This window comes from Bradyrhizobium retamae, from assembly GCF_001440415.1.
GTDB classification, from domain to species: domain Bacteria; phylum Pseudomonadota; class Alphaproteobacteria; order Rhizobiales; family Xanthobacteraceae; genus Bradyrhizobium; species Bradyrhizobium retamae.
Window position 1 is genome coordinate 163,795 of the sequence record NZ_LLYA01000203.1, and the last position, 26,282, is coordinate 190,076.

Below are 26,282 nucleotides of genomic sequence, written 5' to 3' on the forward strand. Positions count from 1 at the left end.
GAGCCGACCACCTGAGCGTCGACAGTGTCACGCGAGAATGAAATCACTTTCCCGCCTGCGCGCCCATCTTCTCGATCCGCTTCGCCAACACCGCCCAATAAGTCGCCGGGCGAAACCGCTGCAAGAGGTCCATGAACTTTGCGTCGTTGCCGATCAGAATGCGCGGCTGGTTTTTCTCGATGCCGAGAATGATGCGTTGCGCCGCGGCCGGCGGCGTGGTCCTGGCGATCGCGTCGAAACGCTCGATCGATTCGGCGCGGCGCGCATTGTCGGCGATGCCGTTTCCGGTGCGGGAGTTGCGCACGATGTTGGTCAGGACTCCGCCGGGATGCACCACCGAGAGCTTCACCGGGCTGTTCGCCATCGCAAGCTCATGCCGCAGGCTTTCCGAAAATCCGCGCACCGCGAACTTGGCGGCGCAATAGGCGGTCTGGCCGGGCGGAGCGACGATGCCGAAGATCGAGGAGAGGTTGACGATATGCGCCTCCGGCCTCGTCGAAAGATGCGGCAGGAAGGCGCGCGTGCCGTGCACCACGCCCCAGAAATTGATGTTGATCAGCCATTCCATCTGCGCCTGATCGACCTCGTTGAAGGCGCCGAGCAGCGCGACGCCGGCATTGTTGATGACGATGTTCAGCTCCGGATGCGCGGCGATCGCGTCGGCAAACTCCTGGATCCGGGCGGGCTCGCCGACATCGACGCGGTGGATCGTTACCTTGCGCTTGTTCGCTTTTCCGATCTCGGCGGCCACCTGCTGCAGCCCGGCCTCGTCGCGGTCGGCGAGCGCGAGATCGCAGCCGCGCGCGGCCAGTTCCAGCGCCAGCGCGCGGCCGATGCCGCTGGCGGCGCCGGTCACGGCGGCCGCGCTTCCGGATATCGCAGTCATGTCGGATCGAACTCCTTGCAGGTCGAAAAACAGGTGGGTTCCTGCAAACTTTCGCAAATTGGAACTGAACCATAAAGCGGTTTCCGCGCTTAGTGTCGAATACCCGACAGAGGCGGCGACGCGATTCTGAGAGGAGATTCACATGGGACAATCCAAACCCCATCGCGCAACGGCCCTCATTGTCGAGGACGACCCGATGCAGCGGAACATGATCTGCCTGCTGCTGGAGGAGAGTGAGGTCGATGTCATCGAATGCGAGAGCGCCGAGGCCGCTGAGCTGGTGCTGGAGCGCGCGGCCGGCAATCTGGTCTTGATGATGACCGACGTGCAGCTTGCCGGCAACATGGATGGTGTCGAACTCGCGCACATCGCAAGGAAATACAATCCCGAGATGGGCGTGATCGTCACCTCGGGCAAGCCGCTGTATCAGGAATTGCCCGACGGCGTGCAGTTCTGGGCCAAGCCTTGGGCGCCGCTCGACGTGATCCGCGAGGCGGAGCGCATGGTCTATGCACGGGAGCACGGCGGCGAACCGCGCCCGTGAGCGCCGCCGCCCTGCTTTCGCGCCAAATGTCGTCGTGTTAATAGTAGGGCATGACCCTGTCGTTCCTGTTGACCTCGCTGATCGTGGTCGCTTCCCCCGGCACCGGCGTGCTCTACACGCTGGCGGTGGCGCTGACACTGGGTGCACGGCCCGGTATCGCGGCGGCCTTCGGCTGTACCCTCGGCATCGTGCCGCATATGCTGGCCGCCATGCTCGGGCTCGCCGCCGTGCTGCACACCAGCGCTCTGGCTTTTGCCGCGCTGAAATGGTGCGGCGTGGCGTATCTGCTTTACATGGCCTGGCAGGCGTTGCGCGAGACCGGCGCGCTCGCGATCGACACGCGCCCGGCCGCGAAAGTGCGCTCCAGCCGGCGCGTCATCGCGACTGCCGTCCTGGTCAACATCCTCAATCCAAAGCTCTCGATCTTCTTCCTGGCCTTCCTGCCGCAATTCGTCGCGGTCGACGAGCCGCATCCCTTGGCGCGGATGCTGGAATTGAGCGCAGCGTTCATGGCGATGACGTTTGCGGTGTTCGCGCTCTATGGCCTGTTCGCGGCCGCGATGCGCGACCGTGTCATCACCCGGCCGAAGGTGATGGCCTGGCTGCGCCGCAGCTTTGCAGCGGGATTTGCCGCGCTCGGGGCGAAGCTGGCGCTTGCGGAGCGCTAGATTTTTCGCGCGACCGTCATTGCAGGCGCGGCCAACGCGATCGATATCGAGTTCGCCGCGCGCGCAAATAAAAAGGCGGACCCGCGGCCCGCCATTTTCCAAAATTCACCCGGAGTTGGGAGCCCGGGCGGAGCTGAGCACTCCACCCGGGCCGAAATTCACTTCTTCTTCGACTTCTTGGCTTTCTTGGCCTTCGCCTTTTTCGCCTTCTTCGCTTTCTTAGCCATAGTATCCTCTCAAGGTTTTCATGGATTGAAACGCGACACCGAGGCATGCTTGGCGGAGGGCCAGCCTCGCAACATCCTCACACACGATCCCAGCAGATTCGCAGGCCGCTGCCGCGTGCCGTCATGGCGGTGTCATCACGTTATCCACAGTTGTTATGCATTTTGATGCGATTTTTGCCGAAATGAGCGTCGCCGCCGCCGCTCGCATGCGTGCGCATCATGCTTAACGATGTCCGAACGCGCGCGATCTTCATCAATTCAAAACCACGGCTTGGATTGACCGGCGGCCATCAGGGTCCGTTAAGGGCGCAGATGCACTTTGTCCCGTAAGACGACGGGGATTGTCGCGGGTGAAGGCTCTGGGCGCGCGCGCGGAAGTCCCAGGCGGTCGTTAGACAACAGGGGAGACGGGACGCGTGCGTGTCTTGAGTTCACGATGCTGAGCGTTCCGACGCTGTGGACGGTGTTCGTCATCAATTTTCTCGCGCTAGGCCTGATCTGGGCCTACGTCATGCGCTGTTATCCGTCGTTCGAGGCCGCGCGGTTCTGGACCGGCTCGGCGTTCACGGCGGCGGCGGGCGCTGCGATGGCGACGCTGCGCGTAGTCTTCCCGGACTCTCTCGTGCCGTTGCTGTTCGCCGGCACCACGCTGGTACTGGCGATCTGCCTTGCCACGATGGGAATTCAGAGATTCTTCACCCGGCCGGTTTCGTGGCTTCGTACCGCCTTGACCACCGGCTTTGCCTTTGTCGGTCTGTCCTTTTTCATCTTCGTCTACGACAGCGTGCCAGCGCGGATGACCGTCTTTACGATCGCCCAAGTGCTGCCCATGGCGATGGGCCTGAAGCTGTTGCTGACCCCGCACGAAGGGCGCATCAATCCGGGCGCCCGGCTGGCCGGCGTCGTCACCATTATCATCATGACCATTCTCGCGGTTCGGTTGACCGGCGCGGTCACCGGCATGGGGCCCGGCTTCTCCTACATGCATTTCACCCCGGCGCAGTCGGTCGTCATCCTGGTGCTGGTGTTCCTGTCGATGTCGCTGAATTTCGGCTTCCTGCTGATGGCGATGGACCGGCTGCGCAACGAGGTCGCGGATCTGGCGCTGCTCGACGACCTTACCGGCGTCGGCAATCGCCGCTATCTGGTGCAGCGGCTCACGGAAGAATGCGCGCGCTCCGAACGCAGCGGTCAGCCCTTCGCGCTGTTGGTGATCGATCTCGACGGCTTCAAGGGCATCAACGATACCTATGGTCACGCCGCGGGCGACGCCTGCCTGCAGCACTTCACCCTGATGGCGCAAACCCGGCTGCGGCCCGGCGACATGCTGGCACGCACCGGCGGCGACGAATTCTGCATCGTGTTGCCGTCCTCGACGCTGCGCGAGGGCGCGATGATCGCGCGCCGCGTGCTGGAGGTCTGCCGCGCGGACGCCGAACAATGCACCGGCAACGACATTCCGATCGCAGTCTCGATCGGCGTCGCACAATGGACCCGCGAGATGGGCGGCTTCCCCGATCGCCTGATCGCCGCCGCCGACCACGCGCTGTACGACGTCAAGAAGGCCGGCCGCAACGGCTTTGCTGTCTACGATCCGGCGCCGCCGCTGGTGCCCGAGGCCGAAGCGGCAGCGGACGTGGCCCTCCGCAAGCAGGCCTGAGGCGTGCTACTAAAGGTTCGTCACTGGACCTCGGTCATGAATTTTCGGGTCATGAATTTTCGCCTCGTCGCGGCGGCACTGTTCGCTCTCTCGCTTCCTGCTTGCGCCTGCGCGCAATCGCCCGACCTCGCCGCGATCGCGCGTTCGTCGGGCACGCCGGATATTCCCGGCTTGAAGATGGTCTGGCTGGCGCCATGGGGCGATCTCGCAAAGGCCCATCCGTGGCGCAACATCATCGTGCATCAGACCGAGGGGCCGGCGGGCTCCGCGCGCGGCGGCGCGCTGGCGCAGTCGAAGAACCCGACGCGGCGCGGCGTCATGGTCTGGGTCGAAACCGACGGCACGGTGTACTGGGCGGTCGGCGAACATCTCGTTCCGACGCATGGCGACGGCGCCAACCGCAACGACAACAAGTATATCGACAATGGATCGACCTATCGTCAGGTGATCGGCAGCAATTCGGTCGGCGTCGAATTCGCCGGCAATTTTCCTGATGTGACGCGGGGCCCGACGGATGCGCAGATCGCGGCGTGGCGAATCCTGGTAAAGGTGCTGCGCGCGCGTTACGGCATTCCGCTCGACCGCGTCTATGCGCACAACTGGATCGACTTCAAGGACGCGCGCTATTGCGAAGGCTGCGCCCTGGCCAAGATGGCGCGGGATTGGGCCGAGTAGATCGCCGCTGTCATCGTCCGGCTTGACCTTGCGATCCAATATTCCAGAGACCGTAGTTATTGCACGCCGTCTCACGACCGCCGCAGCGTACTGGGTCCCCCGCTTTCGCGGAGGACGACAGCGGAGTCGGTGGAGAACAGCGTCCACAAGACAAAAAGCCGGCGTTGCCGCCGGCTTTCGTTACTTGATACCTCTGCCGCGATTAGTGCGCGGCTTCGAGTTCGGCTTCGGCTTCCTGCCGGGCAATCGTGCCCTTGACGGCCGACTGCACCTTTTCGAAAGCGCGCACCTCGATCTGCCGCACGCGTTCGCGCGAGACCCCGAATTCGGCGGCGAGGTCTTCCAGCGTCATCGGCTCTTCCGCCAGGCGCCGCGCCTCGAAGATGCGGCGTTCGCGCGGGTTGAGCACGCCGATGGCGCCGTTCAACGCCCGACGGCGATGATCGAACTCCTCGTGCTCAGCCATCACGGCTTCCTGGTTGGGCGAGTTGTCGACCAGCCAGTCCTGCCATTCGCCGGCTTCGCCGTCGTCGCGGATCGGCGCGTTGAGCGACGCGTCGCCGCCGAGACGGCGGTTCATGTCGATCACGTCCTGATCCGTCACGCCGAGACGCTTGGCGATCAGCTTTACCTGATCGGGGTGGAGATCACCCTCGTCCAGCGCGGAGATCTTGCTCTTCGCCTTGCGCAGGTTGAAGAAGAGCTTCTTCTGGTTCGCGGTGGTTCCCATTTTCACGAGCGACCACGAACGCAGAATGTACTCTTGAATCGAGGCCTTGATCCACCACATGGCGTAGGTGGCGAGACGAAAACCCTTCTCGGGCTCGAACCGCTTGACCGCCTGCATCAGGCCGACATTGCCCTCTGAGACGACCTCAGAGATCGGCAAGCCGTAGCCGCGATAGCCCATGGCGATCTTGGCCACGAGCCGGAGATGGCTGGTGACAAGGTGATGCGCCGCGTCGCGATCGTCATGCTCGCGCCAGCGTTTGGCGAGCATGTATTCCTGCTGGGGTTCCAGCATCGGAAATTTGCGGATCTCGGCGAGGTATCTAGACAGACCGGATTCTCCATTGAGAACCGGCAAGGTAGCTGTACGGGCCATTTGAGCGCCCTCCAGTGGTTCAGGCCCCCGACAGCGGCGGGCCCGGCAGGTGATCGCTGTGTTAAAGCCAATCACGCTGCGATGTTCCGCGTTGGATATTCAACGCATATGCAACATAGCAAAAAACGAACAAATAGGGAAGGAATGCTGACGTCACGTCCCCGTGTGGCAGCTATAACCAATTGGTATGTCTTAAGTTTCCTGAAAAGCCTGCGTCATAGGGCCGCTTCCAGGGCGCCTTGCAGAAGGATGAGATCCTCCGGCAGGGGCGCCTCCCAATGCAAAAGTTCTCCCGTTCGGGGGTGTTCCAGGGCAAGCAGATAAGCGTGCAGCGCCTGCCGGCCGAGGGCGGCTAGCGCCGCCTGGCCCTCGGGGCCGAGGTGGCGGGCCTTGGTCTTGAAATGCGGGCCATAGACCGCATCGCCCATCAGGGGGTGGCCGACATGGGCGAGATGCACCCGGATCTGATGGGTCCGTCCGGTCTCGAGCTGGCAAGCGAGGAGGGAAGCGACCGGCTTGCCGTCGCGCCCCTGGTAGGCTGCTTGCAATACCCAGTGGGTGACGGCCTCGCGACCGCTTTGGCGCACCGCCATTTTTTCGCGCGCATAGGGGTGCCGGTCGATTGGGGCTGCGACCGTGCCGCGCTGGCGGTTGGGTACGCCCCAGATGAAGGCCATGTAGCCGCGCTGCATCGGACCGGTGCGGCCGTGATCGGCGAATTGCGCGGTCAGCGATTGATGGGCGTGGTCGTTCTTGGCGACCACCATCAGGCCGGTGGTGTCCTTATCTAACCGGTGCACGATGCCCGGCCGCCGTACGCCGCCGATGCCGGAAAGGCTGGCGCCGCAATGCGCGATCAAGGCATTTACCAGCGTGCCGCTCTCGTGGCCGGCGGCCGGATGCACGACCAGCCCCTTCGGCTTGTCGATGACGATGATGTCGTCGTCCTCATAGACGATATCGAGCGCGATATCTTCGCCCAGAGGCTCCGGCGGCGCGGCCTCGGGGACATCGATTGTGATCGTATCGCCAGCCGCGACATGATAAGCGGGGTCGCGGATGGGGGTGCCCTTGGCGGTAACGGAACCGGCCAGGATCAGCGCTTTCAGCCGCGAGCGCGACAGTTCCGGGCGAAGCACCGCGAGCACGCGATCGAGGCGGGGCGATCCCTCGTCGCCGCCGACAATAACCTCCAGCCTTTGCCCGCCGTTCGATAATCCCTGTTCCAAGCTAGAGCCTTGCATGACCGATACCGTTGCGCCCGAACCGACCCCCGAGCAGGCCGCGCTGATCGCGCGTGTCAGGCGGATGATGCTGATCGCGGGCCTGACCTCGGCGCTCGCGGTGGCCGTGGTCCTGATCGCCGTCGGGTACCGCCTTTACCGCGGCGAGGGAAGCCCCACCCCTGGCACGACGGACATCACTGAAACCCTGCCCGGGGGCGCCCGCATCGTCGCGACGGCGGTGGCCGGCGAGCGGCTGGTGCTGACGCTGGATATAAGCGGGGTGATCGAAATCCGCACTTTTGACGCGAAGACCCTGAAACCCGCAGGAAAGCTCAGATTCGTCAGCGAACCCTGAGGCAGGGCGGATCGGGTGTGCACCGGGTCGGCCCGAGGACCCGAAGCAACAGGGTTAACCACCCGTGCGAAGGCTTCAGACTTGCCTTGCCGACCGCACATTTCGAGGCTATTCCCTGAAGCACACGCTCCCTTCGTCTAGCGGTTAGGACGCGGCCCTCTCAAGGCTGAAACAGGGGTTCGATTCCCCTAGGGAGCGCCAGCGGGCTCCGTCGGCGCGACGGGTTAGTTTGGCCCACATGTTCAGGCCTCGAACGGACAACTTTTACTGAGCGTCGTGTGCTCGAACTTCGTCCTCAATCTGAGAAACGAACTCATCTAACTGCGCCTCTTCAAACACCTCAGGGCTGTTGGGCGCTTGGCTCAGTATCTTCTTAGCCACCTCGTAGGCAGCATTCAGGCGGGGATCAGATGGCGCCCCTACGAAGAAATGTGGCTTGAAAGCTTCTGTCTTACCGTCCGCAACGACGGCGGCTAGGTGCCCGAGCCATTCCCGAGCCTTTCCCTTAATACTATCTGCCTCGGCTAGGTCGAAGGAGACCGGTTCATAAACGTGCCACTGTCCGTTTTTCCAAGCGTGCTTGAACGTGACGTCATCCAACGATCCGGTGATTACCTTTTCGTGCAGCTTCGCCGCCAAGTTTCGCTCTTCTAGCTTGGCGAGCACGGGGCGCCATATCTCGTCGTCCGTTCGACGGTGCGACGACTTGTGGTCATACCGAGCGACAAACTGATTGTAGAGACGATCAAAGGTCTCCTGAGTGTTCCCAGTAACGCCGCCCCCAACGGGGGACCACTGTAGCGAACTGTCATCGTGGGGTACCGCTTCTTTGGCGATCGCCAGCACGGAGTCATGCGACTTGAATAGACCCGCCGTGGACTTGCGCTTGGCGATCTTTTGAAAACCACGTCTGACGCTCGACATGGCCGAATTGAACGCGGCGCGGTCCAAATCGGGGAAGACGCCACGAAGGCGCCCCATCGTGTTTCTGGTCTTCGCGATAACCCGACCTTCGGAGGGAACGTACATGACAACGCCGACGTTGATAAACTCAGCCGTCAGCACGTCGTGAACGTAGCGAAGGATCACGAAGCTGTATTGCTGCTTGTCCTTCATGAGAGCACCCTTCGAATTTCCGTTATACACGCGTCGATGTTGTCTCGAGCATCTCGAATGAGCGTCAACGCGGATTCTAGGTCGGCCGTTACGTGAGCCCACTCATATGGAATTGCTGCTCGATACTCGCCCAGCCGATTATCGGCAAGGGCACTCCAACGCTGCCGAATTGGAGCAAAATCCAAAGCAGAACGCTTCAAATCGGCCAGAAAAATATGACTTCCTTTTCTCTCCAACCAGTTAAGCCCTCCCGGCACCCAGGGAGGTCTCCACCCTAGTACAACTCGATGGGCGAAGGCCAGTTCATGGTCGATAATCCGGATATCCTCGCCCCGGACAAGGCAATTTGGGTTAGTGGTACGACGATCCGGGTTTTGGATAATTGCGTCAAAGGCGAACACGGCGGTGGCCGTGTCGTACATCGCCTCCTTGATCCTTGTTTCCGGGGTCCAGGCCGAAAAGCCACCCGTCGTCAGCGTTGAGCCGAAGGCTATGGGGCTACTTGCCGCCACCCGCGCCCGCAAGGACGGGTCCGGGACGATATCACTCCAGCCAGCCGGGATTTCGATGAGCATAGGTTCGGGCACTGGCAAACCGAGGTCGCCGGCCAAACAAGCCCCGACAATCTCCCGCGCCAAATGGATTTCGCGCTGGTCGCAGAAGTCAGAAAACTTGGCAACGACGGAGACAACCGACCCGTCCGGCTTCTCGCAATTGACCATCAGTGGGCATGTACGGCCGGCGCCCATCTGACGCACGTACTCTAGGGCTACTACTCTTCCCAGCATAGAATCCCCCCGACCTGATCTTGCCGATAGCCGCGGGAGGAGTCCATCCAGGATGGATCATTGGTTGTGCGGCTCGCCGGGCGGAGTTCATGCTTGTCGAGAGCCCAAATCCCGGACTGGTTGAGATACAACGAAATCCCCGGTCCCTAGGGAGCGCCAAACCGAAGGGATCTCTCATCCCGACGGCTGAGATGTTTTTGGATGCCTCGTATTGCTCCAGGCTCCCTATTTAGGAAACAATAGTCGAACGATGGCGTCTCTGGTTGCGGCTATTTCTGTTCGGACTAATTGATACTCCTCCGAAATCTGATCTTGGCTTTTATTTGCTAGGAAAAAGAGCTTCGATGATGCGGACTCAACGAGTTTGGCGAGATCGGAATCTGCCTCGATTCCGTTCGATGTAATCCAGCGATCGATAGCTTTGCGCGACAAACCCAAGAGAGGTTCAGCTTTCCAATCTACATAGTTTATAGCGCGCAGGATTGCACGCTGCGCCGCTATTCGATCGTTAAATTCGCTGGTCATGGCTCTTAACTTCCTCCAGAAGGCGCTCCATCCAGGCTTGAATGCGTGGAAGCTCCTTCATCGCCGCGTCTGCTTCTGATTTGTTGATCTGCGGGCCGATTGCCCGCGTGCAAAGGATTCGTGATCGTTCAAGTATTTCGAACGCGGTCTGCGGTATCGAGAGGCTATGGTTACCTATCTTAATGGCCGACCTACGTGAGAAGTCAGCTTGATCAAGTAGGCCCAAAGAGAAGCAAGTTGCGAAATTTCGAATTGCTAGGAAGATCATCGAAAGATCAAAGGTCGTTGTCGTTGTGGTCGTCTCGGCAGATTGTCGAGCCTCCATGAACAGAGCTAAAAATTTCTGACAATCCTGTACGACCCTTTGGTACGGCGCCGGCGCTGCAAGCGATTTCGAGAAGTCGGATTGATCAGATGTGAATAACAGCTTCGACTCAGAAGCGAGATGCCAAGCGAAAGGATCGCCTTCGCGCCATATTTCTCGAATGCGGCGATACGAGTAAATCGAGTAGTCATTCGGATTGAGCCGTTCGTCGTATTGATCGACGATCGCAAGAAGGTCGATGTCCGACGTGCGCGATACGTCGCCACGACACACCGAGCCGAAAGCGTAAATATGCATCGTCAGCGCCGGTTGAAGCGTTTGATGATGATAGACAGAAAAAATCCAACGAGGACAAGGCGTACGACGGTGACAAAGGCTAAGTAGAAGTGCGGATAATCTTCTGGCGCCCAAGTCCCAAAGAAAATCGCGAATGATTTAACTGTGCTGGTCCAGTAACTTCCGATCCTTCCTGGGTCGCCGCTGTGATAGATGGTGTCGTAGGTGGCCATCGCGGCCAAAACGATTGCAACAAATCGAAAGAGGCGCCATACGTTTTCGCCGTTGCCCCAGATAAAGTCTAAGACTCTGAAGAGCAGCCACTCTAAAATGATCGTCAGTCTCGCCCATCCAGCATAGTGTTTTCGGTAATAAGCTTCGTTTGACCATGCGGCTTTCCACAAATGGGTTGCGGTCGCATCCAGTTCCACGTTCATTGCTTTGTTGGCAGAAGCCGCATCGCCGAGTTGTTGAAAGTTAGTGCGTAGTGTTCGCGCGAACCGGAGTTTTAGGTTTTCAAAGCCCGGGCATTCAGTATCCAGAATTGCCGGTTCGACCTGCGTTTTCTCGAAATAGACGTAGTCGAATTTGCACCCGGAGAATTTGCTTCCGGCAAGATTTGTGTTTGTGAATCGGCAGCCGGTAAAATCGCAAGAGTCAAAGTGACAGTCTCTCAGATAACTATGCTCGAAGAACGAATATCTAAAGTTCACCTTTGAACGAGTCTGGTGAACAGATAATTGGTATACTTTCCTTCGTTGACATCGGCGTTAAATTTCTTGTCCACGGAAATGGTCTTCCCGCTTTCAGTCAGCATTTCTTCCATGGGAGTTCCGGCAAACATAATCGGTTAAGCGCAGTAGTTGCAGTTTAGGCGTATGCTCGCCGCTTCCCAAGCTCTTTCTTTGCGTGTTCGCACTACGATTGCACATCATTTCATCCATCGCAGAAACTTCCGCGCTTCACCCAACAACGCCCGTATCCGCCTTCGCTCGGCGATCGCATCTCTGGTGAACAGGCCGTGCGTGCGCGCGTTCTGGTTTGCCTTTGGCTCGCCGGATCCCTGTGCACCGCCGGCGAGCGGCACGCGCCGCCGCAACGGGTTTTGGCGCCACAACGCGGGCTCGCCAGCATCGGGCCGGTATTTCTGATGTGATCGCTCATGCCTGCGCTTCCCGCTTGGCGGCAGCGGAATCGCGCCGTCGTCTGCAGCCCGACGTCTTCGGCGCCCCCGCGGATGCCGGGCTCTTGTCGGCAACGTCACGCAGCATGCGCGCGTGATCGTTGCCGACAATGGCCTTGCCGCCATCCCCGACACGTTCTGCACGGTGATGGCGGGCTCGCCATGGCTCCGGTAGCGGTTGAGCGCCTCGATCTGCGCACGAAACGCGCGGGCGAGCCTGTCCAATGCGCGGGCGGCCCTGTCGTGCTGGGCGAGATCGTCCGCATTCGCGAGGTGTATGACGGCGGCCTAGCTCACCGCTGTTTGCTTCTTGGAGATGTTGCCATTCCAAGGAACACGAGCAATGCCTGATTGAGGCGCAAGACATCCTCATCGTCCAGGCGCCCGACGCGCGTCCCGATCCTGGATTTCGGAACGGTGGTTATCTTGTCCACCATGAGACGGCAAGGCGCGCGTAATCCGTTGCGCTCATTCGGTACGACAGGGAGCCGGAACAGTGGTGCATCGGTCTCGTCCGTCGTGAACGCGCAGATCGTGATGGAAGCGGTTGCGTCGAAACTGTCGTCCTGAACGATGACGACGAGCCTCGCCTCGCCTGCATACCCCTTGCCGCCGGCGACGGTCCAGATGTCGCCGCGCTTCATTCATCTCAATCCACGTCATCGTTGAATGCAGAGACGGAATCGATAAACGCCTGATCGTCGCGGCCATGAGAACTGGCGGCAACGGCAAGCGACTGACGATGCGCAGCCGACCGGAACGCCGGCGCACGTACGTCGGGACCCAAATCTGGATCGGGCGCAGTCCTTGCCTGCGCAGCCTTTCACGATGCCCGTACCTTCACGCGGGAAGGCTCGCCCGGGAAGACCTTGGCTTCGATGCCGACGCCATGACAAATTCCCTGAATGGTTACATGTAACCCATACGTGATTGCGCGGAATCTGCGAAGCCATCTTTTGCGAACCCCAATCACTTCATCTCCTCCAGCAGCTTCCGCGCGTCACCCAACAGCGCCCGTATCTGCCTTCGCTCGGCGATCGCATCCCTGGTGAACAGGCCGTGCTTGCGCGCGTTCTGGTTTGCCTTTGGCGCGCCGGATCCCTGTGCGCCGCCGTGCATGCGGCAGCGCTTCCTGCCGTGCACGGCCGGTGAGCGGCACGCGCCGCCGGAACGGGTTTTGGCGCCACAACGTGGGCTCGCCAGCATCGGGCCGGCCTTTCTGATGTGATCGCTCATGCCTGTGCTTCCCGCTTGGCGTCAGCGGAAGCGGGCCCTCGCCTGGAGCCTGCGGCCTTCGGGGCCTTCCGCGACGCGGAGGCCGGGCTTTTGTCCGATACGATGACACTCGCATGCTGCGTGACGTTGCCGACAATGGCCTTGCCGCCATCCCCGACCGACACGTTCTGCACGGTGATGGCGGGCTCGCCATGGCTGCGGTAGCGGTTGAGCGCCTCGATCTGGGCAGGAAACGTACGGGTGAGCCTGCCCAATGCGCGCGCGGCGCTGTCGTGCCGGGCGAGGTCTTCCGCATTCGCGAGGTGATGGGCACATCGCATCGCCATCACATGAACAGAAACCATCTGCGCCACCAGCATGGCCTCGACAGAATCCCTCGGCTTGATGCTCTTCACCATCGAAATCATGAAAGAGACGTTGACCTCGTCGGGAATCCCGCCGCTCACGCTGGCCCTGACCAATTGCCGGAGGATGCCATCCATCGATTCGCGGTCGGCTGCCCCCAGCGCGTTCGCCATGAGCTGTTCGCCGAGCTCTTGATCTGGATGGTCGATGGAGAATCCGTGCGACAGAAGCTTTATCCGCGGCGCTGCGGCAGCTTTGGTCTGGTCTGTTGTGGCGATCGCTGCTGGCACAGCGAGGTCCGGAGCGGTGTTCATGTCGAGATTCCCTGGCGCGCGCGCTTGCCGCGCGCGCGGTTCGGCCACGCGCAGGCGATCGCTCGCCGCGGCGGTCCGGTGCTTCAATTGTGGGTGAGGACTTTTGGGCTGCAATCGCAACGGACGCGCCCGCTATTGCGGGGCGACGGGCGCATACAAGATTTCGGAATACTGCAAGGATGCCCCTGATTTGCCCGACGCGTCAAGTTGCTTTGTCGAATGCCGGCGGCCGCCTGCTACTTTGCATGGGGTTGTTGTCGATATTTTGGGAGCGCGCCGACGGGTGATGGATTTCGCAAAAGTTCAACCCGTCCTGCGCGCTCCTATTCTCAGTCGTCATTCTCGATCCTATGTATCTATCGACAAGCACCAGCCCGGCGGTAACCGCGACATTGTTCGCGGGGACCAGCGATGCTGGTGAAACCAACGACCAGGGAGTTGATCGATGAGGTCCTTTCTGCTGCTTACGGCCGGTGGTCCATTGCTGGTCCTCACGTCCCACGAAACGCTGCGCGATCCGAAGTTCCTGAGCAGGCTCAAGGCCAAGGGTATCGGCAAGTTTGTCGCCTTCGACGTGCCGCTTGATCTCGCGAAGGCGCGCTATGGCGGACATTTCCACGCGGTCGAGAGCGATTTGCACGAAACAGACGATCTGAGGATACTCGATTTCAATGGCCAGCGGATCTATCAACTGTTTCGTTTCGACGAACTCGGTGCCGCGATATTGCAAGAACAAGCCTGAGGCACGTTTGATCGCGCAAGATATGAATGAGGCGCTAGTCTAGCTCGCGCACACGATCGGCTCATTCCCGCTCCATGATCTCGGCGATCGCCTTGATGCGGCTTCTGGCGTATTTCGGCAGGCCGGCGCTCAACGAATCGCCGCTGTTGAAGGAGCTGTTGCCCATGAGCAGTTGCGCCGGCACGAGGTTTCGCAGCATGGGTGTATTGCTGTATTCCTTTTGCTTGTTCAGTACGTCGTTCCTGACCGCAATCACGATGTAGACCGTCGCGATGGCGGCTTCCCGCTCGGTCGGATGCTGTTGCAGAACCGCAAGCAGCTTGCCGAACTGGATGACCTGGTTGACCCAAAAGATGTTCTGCTCGAGCCCGCTGGCGACTGTGGAGTCGAGCCCGGTCAGGCTCGGCAACTCGGCAAGGTGCGGCTGCGCGACCAGCATGATCTCACTCTGGAACTCGATGAAATCCGGAATCGGCTTTTTGCTCTCCTCGCGCAGCTTGTTGGCAAGCTGAATCCCTGCCGGAATTTTGCCTTCGAACATGTACCGGGACTGCACGCAGATTGCGTTGGCGTCCTCGCACCAGCGGCGATTCGGCGGACGGTTGTGCGCGGCACCCGCGTCCTTGTTGGGAACAGCATCGCTCGCCGTGATCGGCCGGTGCTTGACTGCCGGATCGATCTGCTCGAGGAACGCGACATTCGCATACCGCGACAGATCCAATGCCGCTGCCGGTTTTGGAAGTCGAAACCGCGCCTCCGCCTGGTAGACCGAGAGCTTCAGCTTCGTTTGTTGCTTGAGCGTGGGCTCAACGAAGCTCGGGAAGAGCGAGAGGAAGCGCCGCTGAACCGGGCGTGAGCGGGCCCAATCGTCGAAAGGAATGAGCCCGGTCGAGGAATCGGCGAGCTTGTCGTTGCGTTGGTCGGCGAAGATGACCGTGCGCGGCTTGATCTGTGCGATCGGAACGCTGGCGGCTGCGGGCACGTCCTCCACCTGGAATTCCTGCGCGGCCGCGCTCGTGCAAGTGGCCACGCAGGCGGCGATGAGGACAGCGGCACGGTGGAGGCTCATGTCAATGCTCAATTCAGCCGCCGCCAGAAATAATCGGAATCGACTCGGAGCGGCGGTCGCGGGAGGCGGTCCTCGTCATCGGGATATTCGCGCCAGGAGGGATATCCGCGCGGACCAAGACGCCAGGTTGGGAATGGAAAGGGCAGCCGGTTATCGCCGTAAAGGCGATTGCCGTCGGACCACTGCTGGAATGGCCCGTCGTCTTCGTCAGAACCGCCGCGATAGGCGTAGCTCTCTGCACGCGAGACAATGCGAAATTGCGAATCGTCGATTCTGCCCGCCGGATCCCTCTTGAAGTACTCGGTGAAAGCGCGCCCGGAGCCGGCCGGTACAGGATCGCCGGTATAAGGATCGATCGACAGAGTAGCGAGCTGGCGCATGGCTTCGCGTGAAGGGCCGTTCAACGCCGTTTTGGGAGCGTGCAGCTCCCAGGCTGCCTGCATGATCGGCTCGAACATCGGCAGCGCCACTTTCCCCCCGGTCTGGCCGCGCCCTAGGGTGCGGCGCTCGCCGTCGCTGTTGTCGTAGCCGACCCAGATGGCGACGGTGACGTCATTTGTGAAACCGACGAACCAGGCATCGGCCGAATTATCAGTGGTACCAGTCTTGCCGCCGACATAGGGCGAGAGATGCTTCACCGCGCGCGCGGTTCCGCGCGCGAGCACGCCCTGCAGCATTGATTTCAACTGGTAAAACGATGCGCGGTCGGCGGAGCCGATCCAGTCCACCGCATGCGGATCGTGCCGGTAGATTGGCCGGCCGTCCTGTTCGATCGTTTCGATCGCATGGGGCTTGGGCCGTGCGCCTTCGTTGGCGATCGCCGCATAGAACGCCGCAAGGTCGATGAGCCGCACAGTTTGGGCACCGAGCACGAACGGATAGTAGCGCATGCAGTCCTTGTAGAGCTGCGCTTCCATCGCGAGCTCGCAGACTCGGTCGAGGCCTCGCTCGGCGCTGTCGTCGAGGCCGGTCGCGAGCAGTTGTGCGGTGGCGAGATTCCGGGAGTTTTCCAGCGCTCGCCGCAGTGTAATGGCGCCCGAAGCGCCGCCGTCGTAGTTCTTCGGCGACCAGAAACCGCGCTGGCGCGCGTAGCCCGTCGCGCCGATCGGTGCCAACGTAATGGGTTCGTCCATCACCAGCGTGTTGGGCTGCAATCCCTTCCGAAGGGCGGCGAGGTAGGTCAGCGGCTTCAGGGTCGAGCCGGGTTGCCGCAGGCTCTGGACGACGCGGTTGAGCTGGCTTGCCGGATACGAAAAGCCGCCCGCCATCGCGAGAATGCGGCCGGTTTCGTTCCCGAGTACGAGCGCCGCTCCCTGCACGGTCGGTCGAATCCGCAGATCGGCACGCGCCGCTTGCTTACCCTTGGCTTCGCGCACATGCACATAGACCACATCGTACGGCTTGAGACCGCGCCCGATCGCGGCGCTCCAGGTGTTCAGCGGCAGGATGCTTCCGTCGGTCAGACCGACGTTGATCGCATGGCTGCGCTTGCCACGTGTATTTTCCAGGACGACCGCCGATTGCCAGTGAACGTCATAGAGAGGCAGCCGCGTGTTCTTCAGCGCCACCAGCCAAGCTGGCTCCGTGCTCCTCAGGTCAGCCGCCCTCAGACGGACAGCATCGGAAATGTTCGCCTCGGGTCCCTCAAATTTGTAACGACCGGTGTTCAGCTCGTATCGCGCCAGCCCCTCCTGCAATGTCGCTTCGACTACGCGCTGCAAGGCTGAGTTGACGGTCGAGCGCACCGTGTAGGAGGAATTGGTGAGATTATCGAGGCCTGCGACCGCCTTTGCCTCGCGGGCTATGTGATCGACGAAGTGAAAGCCGAAGTCCCGCCGCGTCGGCCGGTACTCGACGAGCTGCGGTAGTACTGCTTGCGCCGCGGCGGCGTCGATCATGGCGTCGTCCTGCATGCGGCCCAGCACGTAGGCAAGGCGCTCGCGCGCGCGCTCAGGGTGGTGGTCGGGATTGAAGTAGTTCGGTCCCTTGGCGAGCCCGGCGAGTAGCGCGCCCTCGACCGCGGAGAGCGCCTTGGCCGGTTTGCCGAAATAGCTGCGCGCCGCCATCTCGATACCCCACGCTCCGCGACCGAGATAAATCGAGTTGAGATAGAGCTCGAGGATCTCCTCCTTGGTCAGGGCCCGCTCCATCCGCGACGCAACGATCATCTCACGCAATTTTCTTTCGTAAGTGACGTCGTTGCCCACCAGCAGGTTCTTGGCGACCTGCTGCGTAATGGTCGAGCCACCCTGCGGCCGACCCGGCTTCGTGAAGTTGCTGATGAAGGCGCGGACCAGTCCGCGCTCGTCAAGGCCGCTGTGTTGGAAGAAGCGCTTGTCCTCGGCGGCGATGAATGCGTTGCGCACCGCTTCCGGGATATCCGCAAGCTTGACCCAGATGCGGCGATTGTTCGGCGCGTAAATCTCGGCAACGCGCTCGCTCTTGTTATCGAGAATTACGCTCGTGCCGGGAAGCCTGAGCTGTTTAAGCTGCTCGGCGTCGGGCAGATCCCTGGCCGCGCTGTTGTAGAAAGCGATGACCTGACCGAGATCGACCGGAGATCCCTCCACTTTTTCGACTTTGCAGAACTCCCGGTAGGCCACGTGGAGGTCGGCCAGATTCAGTCCTTTGAGCGCCTTGATCTCGCCGCTCAACGCTTCCTTGTCATCCATGGCGGTGGCAATCAGATCGTCCAGGTTGATGTCTTCGATGTCGAAAGCCTTGCGCATGTGAGCGCAGCCGGCACTCAAAAGCTGCGCCACCTCGGAGCGGTCGCGCACCGCATCGAACTCCGTCTTGACCCCATCCGGCCGGGTAGTGACCTGGCTGAAGGCAAGCGCCGTGGCGAAGATCTTGATAAGAATCGAGTCCATGACCTGCCGACGATCGAAAGCACCGCCTCCGTAAGGTCCTTCTTTGTAGGACGGTATTAAACAAGGCTGTTTTGAGGAAAAAGTTCCCGCTAGCTCGCTTTGGCCGCGGTGAGATGCCGGTCATTCAGCGGGAAGACAATGGGGCTCTCTGGTACGCCGGTGCATGGCGATGCGAATGTCGGGATTAGACCTTCGAGCTACCTCGACAGCATCCGGTCGGGCCAAACCCTTGCCGCCGACGGCTTCGCCAACGAAGAGATCATCTACGGCTGAGCGCAGCCGTGCGATGGCGCGCCCGCCGCTTCTCCGGCCATGCGGAACCAACGCTGTGCCCAATGCGTTTTAGAAGCACAGCATTGGCAGTGCACTCATGATTGCCCTTTTCCCGGTCGTGCTTGCCGCGGCGCTGCTCAGCGCCACGATCGCCACGATGCCTGCGGATGCTGCTCCTCGAAAAAAGAAGGCCGCCGTCCCACCTGCAGCTAGCGTCGCTCAGCCGCCCACGGACAGATTTTTGGCTTGCGACGTTCGGGTGCGAGACTATCTTCGCGAAGGCGGAGCCGTGCTACGGGTCACCAAGATCGAAGTGGATGATGCCCGACTGCAGTTGAACATTCATCATGAGTACGGCGAGGCGGGTAAGTCGTCTCGAAAATATCTGCGCGGCGACAGTGAAGAGGAAATGCGCAAAAATCTGCGCGGAATATTGGATGAGTTCGCGGCGGCTGCGAAGGCCGCAGCGGCTGGCCGCGCGTGGTATGTGATCGCTGCTCGCAAGGTCATGCCGGACCTCCGCGACGGTTCGGGCGAGAACACGAGCCCGTGGACGGCCATTGTCCTCGCGGATTTCAACGGAAAATGCAGACCCATCACGTTCTATCAGTCTGTCGACCGAAGCAAGCTCGATCCTGAAGTAAGCAAGAAATTGGATGAGTGAAGTCGTGATCCTCCGCCGCTAAGGTCGTCTGCAGGTCGCGAGATGCGCCGATATTCCGAAAGTAAGCCCATCGGCCGTGAGATAGCGAGCGAAGACTGTTTCCGCCTCTGCCAGGATGCGATCGATCTGCGGCTCTGGCAGCACAATTCCCATGACGGGCAGCCACCCCCTGAGCTCCGCCTCTACGAATTCGCGTATGTTGGGGAAGCGTGCTGTGCCGTTACAGGTCGTGAGATCTACCACGCCGGCTCCGGCGCTCTTGAACAACACGGCGAGCCCCTGCCTGTCACCCAGCACAAACGGTGCGCGAAGCGCGTCACCGGCGGGCTTTCCGGCGACGTGATCCAGCAGGTCCACGAGGGCAGCGAATGCGGGGGCGTGCTCGATGACATCCCAAACTGCGACCGCGCACCTGCCGCCAGGCACCATCACGCGCAGCATCTCCCGGACCGCTTTGTCGCGATCCGAAAAAAACATCAGGCCGAATTGGCACACAACGACATCAAACGAACGGTCAGGAAACGGCAGCGCCTCGGCCGCTCCATCGCGCCAGTCGATGCCGGGCGCGAGGCCTCGCGCCACGGCCAGCATTCCTGCGTTGGGATCGAGTCCGGCGACACGACCTGAGCTTTCGGTCCGCCTTGCCGCCTCGCGCGCCAGAACTCCGGTGCCGCAGGCAATGTCCAGAACGCGATCGCCGCTCTCAATCCTGGCAGCATCTGCCACCATCGGCGCCCATTGCTGAAAGAGTGCCGGAACGAACAGTGCCTCGTAGGCCCTCGCTGCGTCGATCAAGGTTTGCGAAACAGGTGAGGTCATCGTGTCACCTCGCGCAAAAGCAAACTGGTGAAACGCTTCATGGTCGGGCAAGCTGATGCCTTGATCCGGGAGCCTTTTACAACCCGGTATCGGGTTCGCTTGCGACCAAGCTTCGACATCCTCGCGGAAGTTGTTCGACATCCTCGCGGAAGTTGTTCGACATCCTCGCGGAAGTCGAAGGGATCGGCAAGCACGATGGCGTGATCGAGCCTCGGAGGGTTCCGCTCCCGGTCGCCGGCTTTCCCTGTAAGGGCACCGTGGCAGTCGGCTAAGCCGCGCGTCCGGCAGCGATCGCTTTCAACTTTTCGGACGTCAACCTCTCTCCGCCGATCGCCCAGTCGCCGCTGGCAACCTCGTCGATCTTGACCCATGTGACGCCACGCATGTCTCGCCCTCCACGGCGGCTGGACAGGCTGTCGCGCATCTCGATGGGGCTTCGCGCCACATGGTCACGGGAATAGGTGGACGAGCCCGATGCTCATGCCCAGCAGGAGGAGCAGCGACAGCGTGACGGCGGCGGTGACCCTTCCGCCCACGGTCGAGAGCACGCGCACGTCAACGCCAAGGCCAAGCGCAGCCATCGAGAGGACGGTCAGGACAGCCGCCGTCTTCGTCACCGGTGCGACCACAAGATCCGGCACGAGCTGGAGCGAGCGCATTGCCGCGAGTACCAGAAAGCCGATGATAAACCAGGGCACCAGCTTGAATGGGCTGACGGCTGCGACCTTCGTTTGATCGGCGTGGAGCTTGCGGCGGCGCGCCGCAACCAGCGAGAGGGCAACCACGATCGGCCCCAGCATCAGCACGCGCACAAGCTTGACCAGCGTGCCAATTTGCGTGCTGATGATGCCCGCGGGCACGGTCGCCGCCAAAACCTGCGGAACGGCATAGACGGTGAGGCCCGCCAGGATGCCGTATTGTGTCGCCGAAAGGCCCAGCAACGGGATCAGGAGCGGCAAGCCCAGCACCATCAACACGCCGAGAATGGCGGTGAAGGAGATCGACGAGGCGACATCGTCGCTATTGGCTCCGATCACCGGCGCGACGGCGGCGATTGCCGAGTTGCCGCAGATCGAATTGCCGCAGGCGATCAGGATCGACATTTTCGTAGGAAGCCCGAGCATGCGGCTGAGGCCGAAGCTCACCGCGAGCATCACCGCGACGGTGGCGACGATTGCGCCGATCAAGAGATAGCCGGAGGCCGCGATCGCGCCAAAGCTGACGGACGCACCGAGCAGCATGACCGCGACCTCGAGCAGTTGCTTGGCGCTGAAGGCTATGCCGGAACGCCAGCGTTGGGATGGTTGCCAGACGGTGCGAATCGCCATTCCGAGCAGGATCGCGATGACCAGTGCCTCGACGTAAGGATGGACGAAGACGTGCTCTTCGAGGCGTTGCGCGCCCAGCGAAACGGCGGTGATGATGCCGCAAAGCGCGACCCCTGGAATGAGGGCCGTGCCGCGGCCGAGCATGCCGGGTCGTGGCTTTGCGTCGTCAGAACTGCTTTGGGGTGGCGGCACGTATCCTCCTTGGAGAATAATTTATGCGCCGGACTGCGCGGGCTCGCTAGTACATTTTCGGATTGTGCCCATACAGAGAAGTTATATCCTCAACCTGCATTTGCAGGCGTCGGCATGGCCATCGTTCCGGTGGCGACCAACGACGATCAGATCAACTCGCAGTTCAAGGTAATCCTGCCGCGGTCGCGCTCGAACAGATAATTGGATTGAGACGTCGGGGCAACCCAACCCGTACAGCACATGCCGGCAAGATATTAAAGCGAGGCGAGCAAGCCCTGCGCCCACGCGACGGCGCGCTCGAAGCTGAGATCGCCCGGTTCGAAATAGACCGCGCGCGCCAGCACGATGACGCCGACAAGCCCCCAAAACAGGCCGATGCCGGCCGACTTCAGCCATTTGGACGCGCCGACGGGCGCAGTCAAAGGATCGACCGCCGGGACCGGCTCTCCAAAGGGATCGAATGCGGGCTGGCTCATGGTAGCTTCCGTTTCGCTGAAGCTAATGTCGCCAATAGCTGCGCGGAAGCAAGGGTAGAGGAATGCCTTTTGTGGCAGCGGCGTGGAAGCTCGTTTTCCGCTGCAGCCCCGGGTTAGGGTTTTCTTCTACCGCCCTCAGCCCGCGAGAAATCCGCCATCAACGGCGACAACCGTGCCGGTCGCATATTGCGACGCCGGCATGCAGAGAAATGCAACCGCGCCGGCGATGTCCTCCGGCTGTCCCCACCTTTTGAACGCCGTACGATCGGCAATGCGCTGGTAGTGCGCGCGATCGGATCGTCCTGCTGCATTGATCGCCGTCTCGATGTAGCCCGGCGCGACCGCGTTGACGCGGATGCCTTCTTCCGCCCAGGCCAGTGCCAGCGCCTTGGTCAGCATGACGACGCCGCCCTTGCTGGCGCAGTAGGCGGGAATGCGCGGCAGCGCGAGCGTTGCGTTCATCGATGCAATGTTCACGATCGAGCCTTTGGTGCCGGCAAGCGCGGCCCGAAAGGCCATGCAGGTGCGGAACGTGCCGACGAGGTTGACATCGAGCACCTTTGTAAAGGTCTCGATCTCAAATTCCTTGTCGCGCGCCAATATGCCGGCGCAGTTGACCAGCGCATCGACGCGTGCCTGTCGGCCTGCAAACGATGCGACTGCTTCATCATTGGTGATATCCAGGGGAGCCAACTGCAATCCCGGCCGGGGCCGTAGCACGGTGCGCGCGATATCGGCCTCGTCGACGCCGGTGGCGGTTACCGTCGCGCCGAGATCGTAGAACAGATTGGCAATGGCAGCGCCGATGTCGCCCGCGCCGCCAATCACCACGGCGTGGAATCCCGGAGCCAGCGCGAAGGGTGCGTTCATCGGATTGTTCCTTGGGATTGTTCCTAGCTATTTGGATGATCGCGTCGGCGATGCAGTGGACTCCCGGACGATCAGCGAATAGTCGACTTCGTGATGCATGATGGTCTGCTCGCCCGCGAGGTGACGCACGAGATACTCGCCGGCGCGCTGCCAGGTATCTCCGGTCGGTACATGGATGGTCGTGAGGCTGGGGCGCAAATGCCGGCTCCAGTCGAGATCGTCGAATCCAACCACCGACAGATCGTCGGGCACCGAAAATCCGCTGCGTTCGGCCTCCAGCAGCACGCCATAGGCGATAACGTCATTGCCGCAGACCACCGCCGTCGGCCGGTCCTTGAGGCCAAGCAGGTAGCGGGCGGCTTCGCGCGCATCGTCCAGCGTATAGGGCACCTCGACATGCCATTGCGGGGGCATCTTGATGCCGTGTTCGGCCATCGCGCGGCGAAAGCCGGCGACGCGGGCGCTCGCCCGATCGTTGTTGCGCTGGAGTGCGGAGACGATTCCGATTCGCCGATGGCCGAGTTCGATCACATGCAAGGCTGCACGGTGCGCAGCGGCTTCATTGTCGGTGCCGACACAGGGATAGGGCCGGTCGGGACGATAGATGCCGACATTGATGAAGGGCACGGAATAGTCGGCAAGCATCTTGCGCAAGCCGTCGTGATGGCAGTCGCCGCGCAGCACGAGGCCGTCGACGCCGCGGCTGACGAGGTTGCGCGCCTGCTCCAGTTCAGCGTCGAGGTCGTAACCGCTCGTAGTCAGGAACAGCATGTAGCCGACGGAAGAGAGATATTTCTGCAGGGAGGCGATGCCGCGCGCGAACATGGTGTTGTCGATAGTCGGGACGATCGCGCCGAGCGTGCGCGAGCGGCGTGACGCCAGCTCACGTGCCGGCGCGTGCGGAATATAGCCGACCGTCTCGACGGCGCGCGCGATCCGCGCCCGCAGCGGCGCGCTTACCGAGTCAGGGTTGTTGAGGGCGCGGGATACCGAGGCGGTCGACACGCCGGCCTCGGCCGCCACCGCGCGAATTCCCTGCTTTGCGGATCTTTCCATCACCACGTCGATCGATCGAATGTAACGTTACAAGCGCAAGGATGGCGGATGGCCGATGGGAAGTCCATCGGTATTTTCCTTACAAATTGTATTTTGCGCAAACTTGACAGCCAATTTCATCGGCCTAGTATGTAACCGTTTTCAAGAAATTCGGTTGAGCCGGAAAACGAGGGCGTCAGCCCCATCAGGGAGGAGACCAATGAAAGCCAAAGCCTTTGCGGCGCGCCTTGCGCTTGCTCTTGTCGCGGCCGGTAATGCTGCCTCGGTGGCCTGCGCCGCTGATTTCGACTGGAAGAAATTCCAGGGCAAGACCGTTACTTTCCTCGCCAATAACAATCCGGTGGCGCAGGCGCTGCTGGCGCACAAGGCCGACTTCGAGAAGCTCACTGGTATCACGCTGAAGGTCGACGGCTATCAGGAGCAGCAGATGCGCCAGCGCCTGGTGACCGTGATGAACGCACGCAGCGACGAGGTCGACGTGTTCATGTCCTTGCCGTCGCGCGAAGGCCCACAATTTGCTGCTGCCGGCTGGTACGCCGATCTGACGCCCATGACCAAGGGCGCGGTTGCCGGCGACTACGACTATGCAGGCCTCAGCCAGGCGCTATTGAAGGCGGGGACCTTCGACGGCAAACTCACCAGCATGCCGATGAATATCGAAGGGCCGATCCTCTATTATCGGACTGACATTCTGAAGAAATGCGGCGTCGAACCGCCCGCGACCATCAAGGACATCGAGCCGGCGGCGAAGAAGCTGAAGGCGTGCGACGCCAGTATCACGCCATTCGTCTCGCGCGGCCTCAAGCCTGCGATCGCCTATACCTTCAGCAACATGCTGCACAACATCGGCGGCAACTACATCGCCAACGGCAAATCCAACCTCTGCTCGGCCAAGGGCAAGGAAGCCCTCGAGACCTACAGCGGCCTGCTCAGGGATTACGGACCGCCCGGCGTCGTCAATTACAGCTTCCAGCAGATCTCGGCGCTCTATCGCAGCGGCCGCGCGGCGATGTCGTTCGAATCCTCGAACGAACTGCGCACCGTGATGGATGGCGGCGAGCGGCTGAAGGACACTGCGCTTGTGCCGTTCCCGGCCGGCGATGCGGGCCAGGTCCCGACAGCGATCGGCTGGGGTTTGGCCGTCTCCGCCCACAGTAAGCAGCCCGAGGCCGCTTGGTATTTCGTACAATGGGCAACGAGCCCGGAGATTCAAAAGCGCATGGCGCTGCAGGGGATTGCGCCGCCGCGCTCTGCAGTTGCCAACGATCCCGCGTATCGCAAGTGGATTGAGGAAGAGCCGGTGCGCAAGCAGTGGCAGGCCGCCCTCGATGTCCTGGCTGCGAAAGGCTCGTCTGAGGTCGGTTATCCAATTGTTGCCAATCCGGAGTCGCGCGAATTCATTGGTCAGGCCGTGCAGGATCTGATCCTCAAGCAAAAGACCGTCGATCAGGCCTGCGCCGACGCCGACAAGGGGCTCGATGCCCTGATCGCACAGAAATAGCGCATGAGGCGTCGACGGCATTTGCTGCGGTCGACGCCTTTCCGTTCCAGATTTAATCCGGGAAAAATGCAGGCATGTCCAAGGCTGCCGCCACATTTGCTGAAGATCGGCAGAGGTTAGAGCTGGCCGCACTTTCGGCGCCGGCGGTGATCTTCACCGTTGCGATGATTGCATTCCCGGTCGTCTATACGGTCTGGCTCGGGCTGCACAGCTTTTCCTCCACCGGCAAGCAGTCGTTTGTTGGGCTAGCGAACTATTCAAGGCTGCTCGCCGATGCCGAATTCTGGCACGGACTATGGGTGACGATTGCGCTCTATGTCCTCTCGCTGGTGCTGCAACTCGTGCTCGGTGTGTGGCTGGCGCTGGTTCTTTTTCACGCCAAACGCCTTCCGGGCATCGTACGCTCGCTCTTCATCTCCCCATTCATGATGCCGCCGGTGGTCGCCGGCATGATGTGGCTGGTCATCCTCGATCCGTCACTCGGCGCAGCCAACTACATCCTGCAATCCCTAGGGTTGCCGCCGTCGGAGTGGCTGGCATCGCCGGTCTGGGTGATCCCGACGGTTGCGCTTATCGACACCTGGCAATGGACGCCCTATGTCGCGCTGATCGTGCTCGGCGGTCTGCAGTCGCTTCCGCCGAGCGTTTACGAGGCGGCGCAAATCGATGGCGCCTCGGCGTTCAAGACGTTCCAGCGCATCACGTTGCCGCTGCTGTTGCCGACGATCGTCACAGCAACGATCCTGCGCAGCGTCGATCTGCTGCGCTTCTTCGACATCATCTACATCACGACCCAGGGTGGCCCCGGCAATGCGTCGAACACGCTCAACATCTACGGCTTCCGGGTCGGCTTCGAGTTCTTCAACATTGGCTATGCGAGCGCGCTGATGTTGACGTTGACCGCGATCGTGTTCGGCGCGGTGCTGGCATTCAACCGCCTGCGTGGCGCAGTGGCCTGGTGAGGT

Annotated in this window: 29 protein-coding genes, 1 tRNA gene and 1 pseudogene; 11 read left to right on the forward strand and 20 right to left on the reverse strand. The window is 61.3% G+C overall.

Translation table 11 applies throughout. The annotated features are described in order from the left end of the window. Positions 1 to 43 precede the first annotated feature (43 nt). Complete coding sequence (locus CQ13_RS35410) at positions 44 to 886, reverse strand: SDR family NAD(P)-dependent oxidoreductase (RefSeq protein WP_057847393.1); 843 nt, start codon at positions 884 to 886, stop codon at positions 44 to 46. A gap of 142 nt (positions 887 to 1,028) precedes the next feature. Here CQ13_RS35410 and CQ13_RS35415 point away from each other — a divergent pair, with 142 nt between their 5' ends. The 4 genes from CQ13_RS35415 (at position 1,029) to CQ13_RS35430 (ending at position 4,660) form a co-directional block, all read left to right on the forward strand. Next, positions 1,029 to 1,430: a response regulator gene (locus CQ13_RS35415; RefSeq protein WP_057847394.1), complete on the forward strand. Its 402-nt coding sequence runs from the start codon at positions 1,029 to 1,031 to the stop codon at positions 1,428 to 1,430. Positions 1,431 to 1,480: 50 nt separating this feature from the next. After that, entirely contained in the window at positions 1,481 to 2,098 is a 618-nt protein-coding gene (locus CQ13_RS35420) for a LysE family translocator (protein WP_057847395.1), read from the forward strand. Between the two features lie 663 nt (positions 2,099 to 2,761). Continuing rightward, positions 2,762 to 3,985, forward strand: coding sequence for a GGDEF domain-containing protein (locus CQ13_RS35425; protein WP_057847396.1), 1,224 nt, complete (start codon positions 2,762 to 2,764; stop codon positions 3,983 to 3,985). 51 nt (positions 3,986 to 4,036) lie between these two features. Next, positions 4,037 to 4,660 (forward strand): peptidoglycan recognition protein family protein, encoded by a 624-nt coding sequence (locus CQ13_RS35430; RefSeq protein ID WP_057847397.1) that lies wholly within the window; start codon positions 4,037 to 4,039, stop codon positions 4,658 to 4,660. A gap of 202 nt (positions 4,661 to 4,862) precedes the next feature. Here the strand turns inward: CQ13_RS35430 and rpoH are convergent, their stop codons facing one another. Then, positions 4,863 to 5,765, reverse strand: a complete 903-nt coding sequence (gene rpoH / locus CQ13_RS35435) for an RNA polymerase sigma factor RpoH (RefSeq protein WP_057847398.1) — start codon at positions 5,763 to 5,765, stop codon at positions 4,863 to 4,865. Positions 5,766 to 5,980: 215 nt separating this feature from the next. Continuing rightward, positions 5,981 to 7,009, reverse strand: a complete 1,029-nt coding sequence (locus tag CQ13_RS35440) for an RluA family pseudouridine synthase (RefSeq protein ID WP_057847399.1) — start codon at positions 7,007 to 7,009, stop codon at positions 5,981 to 5,983. On the opposite strand from CQ13_RS35440, the gene CQ13_RS35445 reads away from it, so the two are divergent. Together CQ13_RS35445 and CQ13_RS35450 are read left to right on the forward strand one after the other, a co-directional pair. Further along, positions 7,008 to 7,346, forward strand: coding sequence for a hypothetical protein (locus CQ13_RS35445; protein ID WP_057847400.1), 339 nt, complete (start codon positions 7,008 to 7,010; stop codon positions 7,344 to 7,346). The two genes, CQ13_RS35440 and CQ13_RS35445, sit on opposite strands and share 2 nt — an antisense overlap. A 126-nt stretch (positions 7,347 to 7,472) precedes the next feature. Further along, positions 7,473 to 7,547: transfer RNA gene (locus CQ13_RS35450), tRNA-Glu, on the forward strand. Between the two features lie 63 nt (positions 7,548 to 7,610). Here CQ13_RS35450 and CQ13_RS35455 read toward each other — a convergent pair. The 9 genes and pseudogenes from CQ13_RS35455 to CQ13_RS35490 all read right to left on the reverse strand — a co-directional run bounded on the left by CQ13_RS35455 (position 7,611) and on the right by CQ13_RS35490 (position 13,454). Next, positions 7,611 to 8,462 (reverse strand): DUF3037 domain-containing protein, encoded by an 852-nt coding sequence (locus CQ13_RS35455; protein ID WP_057847401.1) that lies wholly within the window; start codon positions 8,460 to 8,462, stop codon positions 7,611 to 7,613. Beyond that, positions 8,459 to 9,211, reverse strand: a complete 753-nt coding sequence (locus CQ13_RS35460; protein ID WP_197427545.1) for a HipA family kinase — start codon at positions 9,209 to 9,211, stop codon at positions 8,459 to 8,461. The genes CQ13_RS35455 and CQ13_RS35460 overlap by 4 nt, the downstream gene beginning before the upstream one ends. A gap of 264 nt (positions 9,212 to 9,475) precedes the next feature. Beyond that, on the reverse strand, positions 9,476 to 9,775 hold the full coding sequence (locus CQ13_RS43825) for a hypothetical protein (protein ID WP_156434099.1): 300 nt from the start codon (positions 9,773 to 9,775) through the stop codon (positions 9,476 to 9,478). Further along, on the reverse strand, positions 9,759 to 10,397 hold the full coding sequence (locus CQ13_RS35465) for a nucleotidyltransferase domain-containing protein (protein ID WP_057847403.1): 639 nt from the start codon (positions 10,395 to 10,397) through the stop codon (positions 9,759 to 9,761). Before CQ13_RS35465 ends, CQ13_RS43825 begins: the two co-directional genes overlap by 17 nt. Positions 10,398 to 10,399: 2 nt before the next feature. Continuing rightward, positions 10,400 to 11,089, reverse strand: a complete 690-nt coding sequence (locus CQ13_RS35470) for a pentapeptide repeat-containing protein (RefSeq protein WP_197427546.1) — start codon at positions 11,087 to 11,089, stop codon at positions 10,400 to 10,402. A gap of 763 nt (positions 11,090 to 11,852) precedes the next feature. Further along, positions 11,853 to 12,203: a type II toxin-antitoxin system PemK/MazF family toxin gene (locus CQ13_RS35480; protein ID WP_057847404.1), complete on the reverse strand. Its 351-nt coding sequence runs from the start codon at positions 12,201 to 12,203 to the stop codon at positions 11,853 to 11,855. 5 nt (positions 12,204 to 12,208) lie between these two features. Continuing rightward, positions 12,209 to 12,330 (reverse strand): annotated as a pseudogene (locus CQ13_RS42025) (hypothetical protein). Between the two features lie 198 nt (positions 12,331 to 12,528). Beyond that, positions 12,529 to 12,795, reverse strand: a complete 267-nt coding sequence (locus CQ13_RS35485; protein ID WP_057847405.1) for an HGGxSTG domain-containing protein — start codon at positions 12,793 to 12,795, stop codon at positions 12,529 to 12,531. Next, positions 12,792 to 13,454, reverse strand: a complete 663-nt coding sequence (locus CQ13_RS35490) for a hypothetical protein (RefSeq protein WP_057847485.1) — start codon at positions 13,452 to 13,454, stop codon at positions 12,792 to 12,794. Before CQ13_RS35490 ends, CQ13_RS35485 begins: the two co-directional genes overlap by 4 nt. 445 nt (positions 13,455 to 13,899) lie before the next feature. Between CQ13_RS35490 and CQ13_RS35495 the strand changes: the two genes are divergently transcribed. Then, on the forward strand, positions 13,900 to 14,196 hold the full coding sequence (locus CQ13_RS35495; protein WP_057847406.1) for a hypothetical protein: 297 nt from the start codon (positions 13,900 to 13,902) through the stop codon (positions 14,194 to 14,196). Between the two features lie 61 nt (positions 14,197 to 14,257). On the opposite strand, the gene CQ13_RS35500 is transcribed toward CQ13_RS35495, so the two are convergent. After that, positions 14,258 to 15,265, reverse strand: a complete 1,008-nt coding sequence (locus CQ13_RS35500; RefSeq protein ID WP_057847486.1) for a hypothetical protein — start codon at positions 15,263 to 15,265, stop codon at positions 14,258 to 14,260. Between the two features lie 8 nt (positions 15,266 to 15,273). Then, positions 15,274 to 18,138 carry a penicillin-binding protein 1A gene (locus CQ13_RS35505; protein WP_057847407.1) on the reverse strand — a complete coding sequence of 955 codons (2,865 nt, stop codon included), beginning with the start codon at positions 18,136 to 18,138 and terminating at the stop codon, positions 15,274 to 15,276. A 138-nt stretch (positions 18,139 to 18,276) separates the two neighbouring features. Here CQ13_RS35505 and CQ13_RS46635 point away from each other — a divergent pair, with 138 nt between their 5' ends. Beyond that, the gene (locus tag CQ13_RS46635; RefSeq protein ID WP_283807562.1) at positions 18,277 to 18,411 is read left to right on the forward strand and encodes a hypothetical protein; all 135 of its coding nucleotides are present in this window, start codon (positions 18,277 to 18,279) and stop codon (positions 18,409 to 18,411) included. A 97-nt stretch (positions 18,412 to 18,508) separates the two neighbouring features. Further along, a complete protein-coding gene (locus CQ13_RS35510) occupies positions 18,509 to 19,075 on the forward strand; it encodes a hypothetical protein (RefSeq protein ID WP_057847408.1) in 567 nt (188 codons plus the stop codon). Between the two features lie 18 nt (positions 19,076 to 19,093). Here CQ13_RS35510 and CQ13_RS35515 read toward each other — a convergent pair whose 3' ends face one another. The 6 genes from CQ13_RS35515 to CQ13_RS35535 form a co-directional block, all read right to left on the reverse strand. After that, entirely contained in the window at positions 19,094 to 19,894 is an 801-nt protein-coding gene (locus tag CQ13_RS35515; RefSeq protein WP_063800227.1) for a methyltransferase domain-containing protein, read from the reverse strand. A gap of 268 nt (positions 19,895 to 20,162) precedes the next feature. After that, entirely contained in the window at positions 20,163 to 20,279 is a 117-nt protein-coding gene (locus CQ13_RS47420; RefSeq protein ID WP_430649733.1) for a tautomerase family protein, read from the reverse strand. 64 nt (positions 20,280 to 20,343) lie between these two features. Beyond that, the gene (locus tag CQ13_RS35520; protein WP_057847410.1) at positions 20,344 to 21,366 is read right to left on the reverse strand and encodes a YeiH family protein; all 1,023 of its coding nucleotides are present in this window, start codon (positions 21,364 to 21,366) and stop codon (positions 20,344 to 20,346) included. A 302-nt stretch (positions 21,367 to 21,668) separates the two neighbouring features. Further along, on the reverse strand, positions 21,669 to 21,890 hold the full coding sequence (locus tag CQ13_RS35525; RefSeq protein WP_057847411.1) for a hypothetical protein: 222 nt from the start codon (positions 21,888 to 21,890) through the stop codon (positions 21,669 to 21,671). 135 nt (positions 21,891 to 22,025) lie between these two features. After that, positions 22,026 to 22,760: an SDR family NAD(P)-dependent oxidoreductase gene (locus CQ13_RS35530; protein ID WP_057847412.1), complete on the reverse strand. Its 735-nt coding sequence runs from the start codon at positions 22,758 to 22,760 to the stop codon at positions 22,026 to 22,028. A 27-nt stretch (positions 22,761 to 22,787) separates the two neighbouring features. Next, a complete protein-coding gene (locus CQ13_RS35535) occupies positions 22,788 to 23,816 on the reverse strand; it encodes a LacI family DNA-binding transcriptional regulator (protein ID WP_057847413.1) in 1,029 nt (342 codons plus the stop codon). Positions 23,817 to 24,015: 199 nt separating this feature from the next. On the opposite strand from CQ13_RS35535, the gene CQ13_RS35540 reads away from it, so the two are divergent. Then, positions 24,016 to 25,317, forward strand: a complete 1,302-nt coding sequence (locus CQ13_RS35540; protein WP_057847414.1) for an ABC transporter substrate-binding protein — start codon at positions 24,016 to 24,018, stop codon at positions 25,315 to 25,317. Positions 25,318 to 25,391: 74 nt separating this feature from the next. Then, the gene (locus tag CQ13_RS35545) at positions 25,392 to 26,279 is read left to right on the forward strand and encodes a carbohydrate ABC transporter permease (protein WP_057847415.1); all 888 of its coding nucleotides are present in this window, start codon (positions 25,392 to 25,394) and stop codon (positions 26,277 to 26,279) included. Positions 26,280 to 26,282 lie beyond the last annotated feature (3 nt).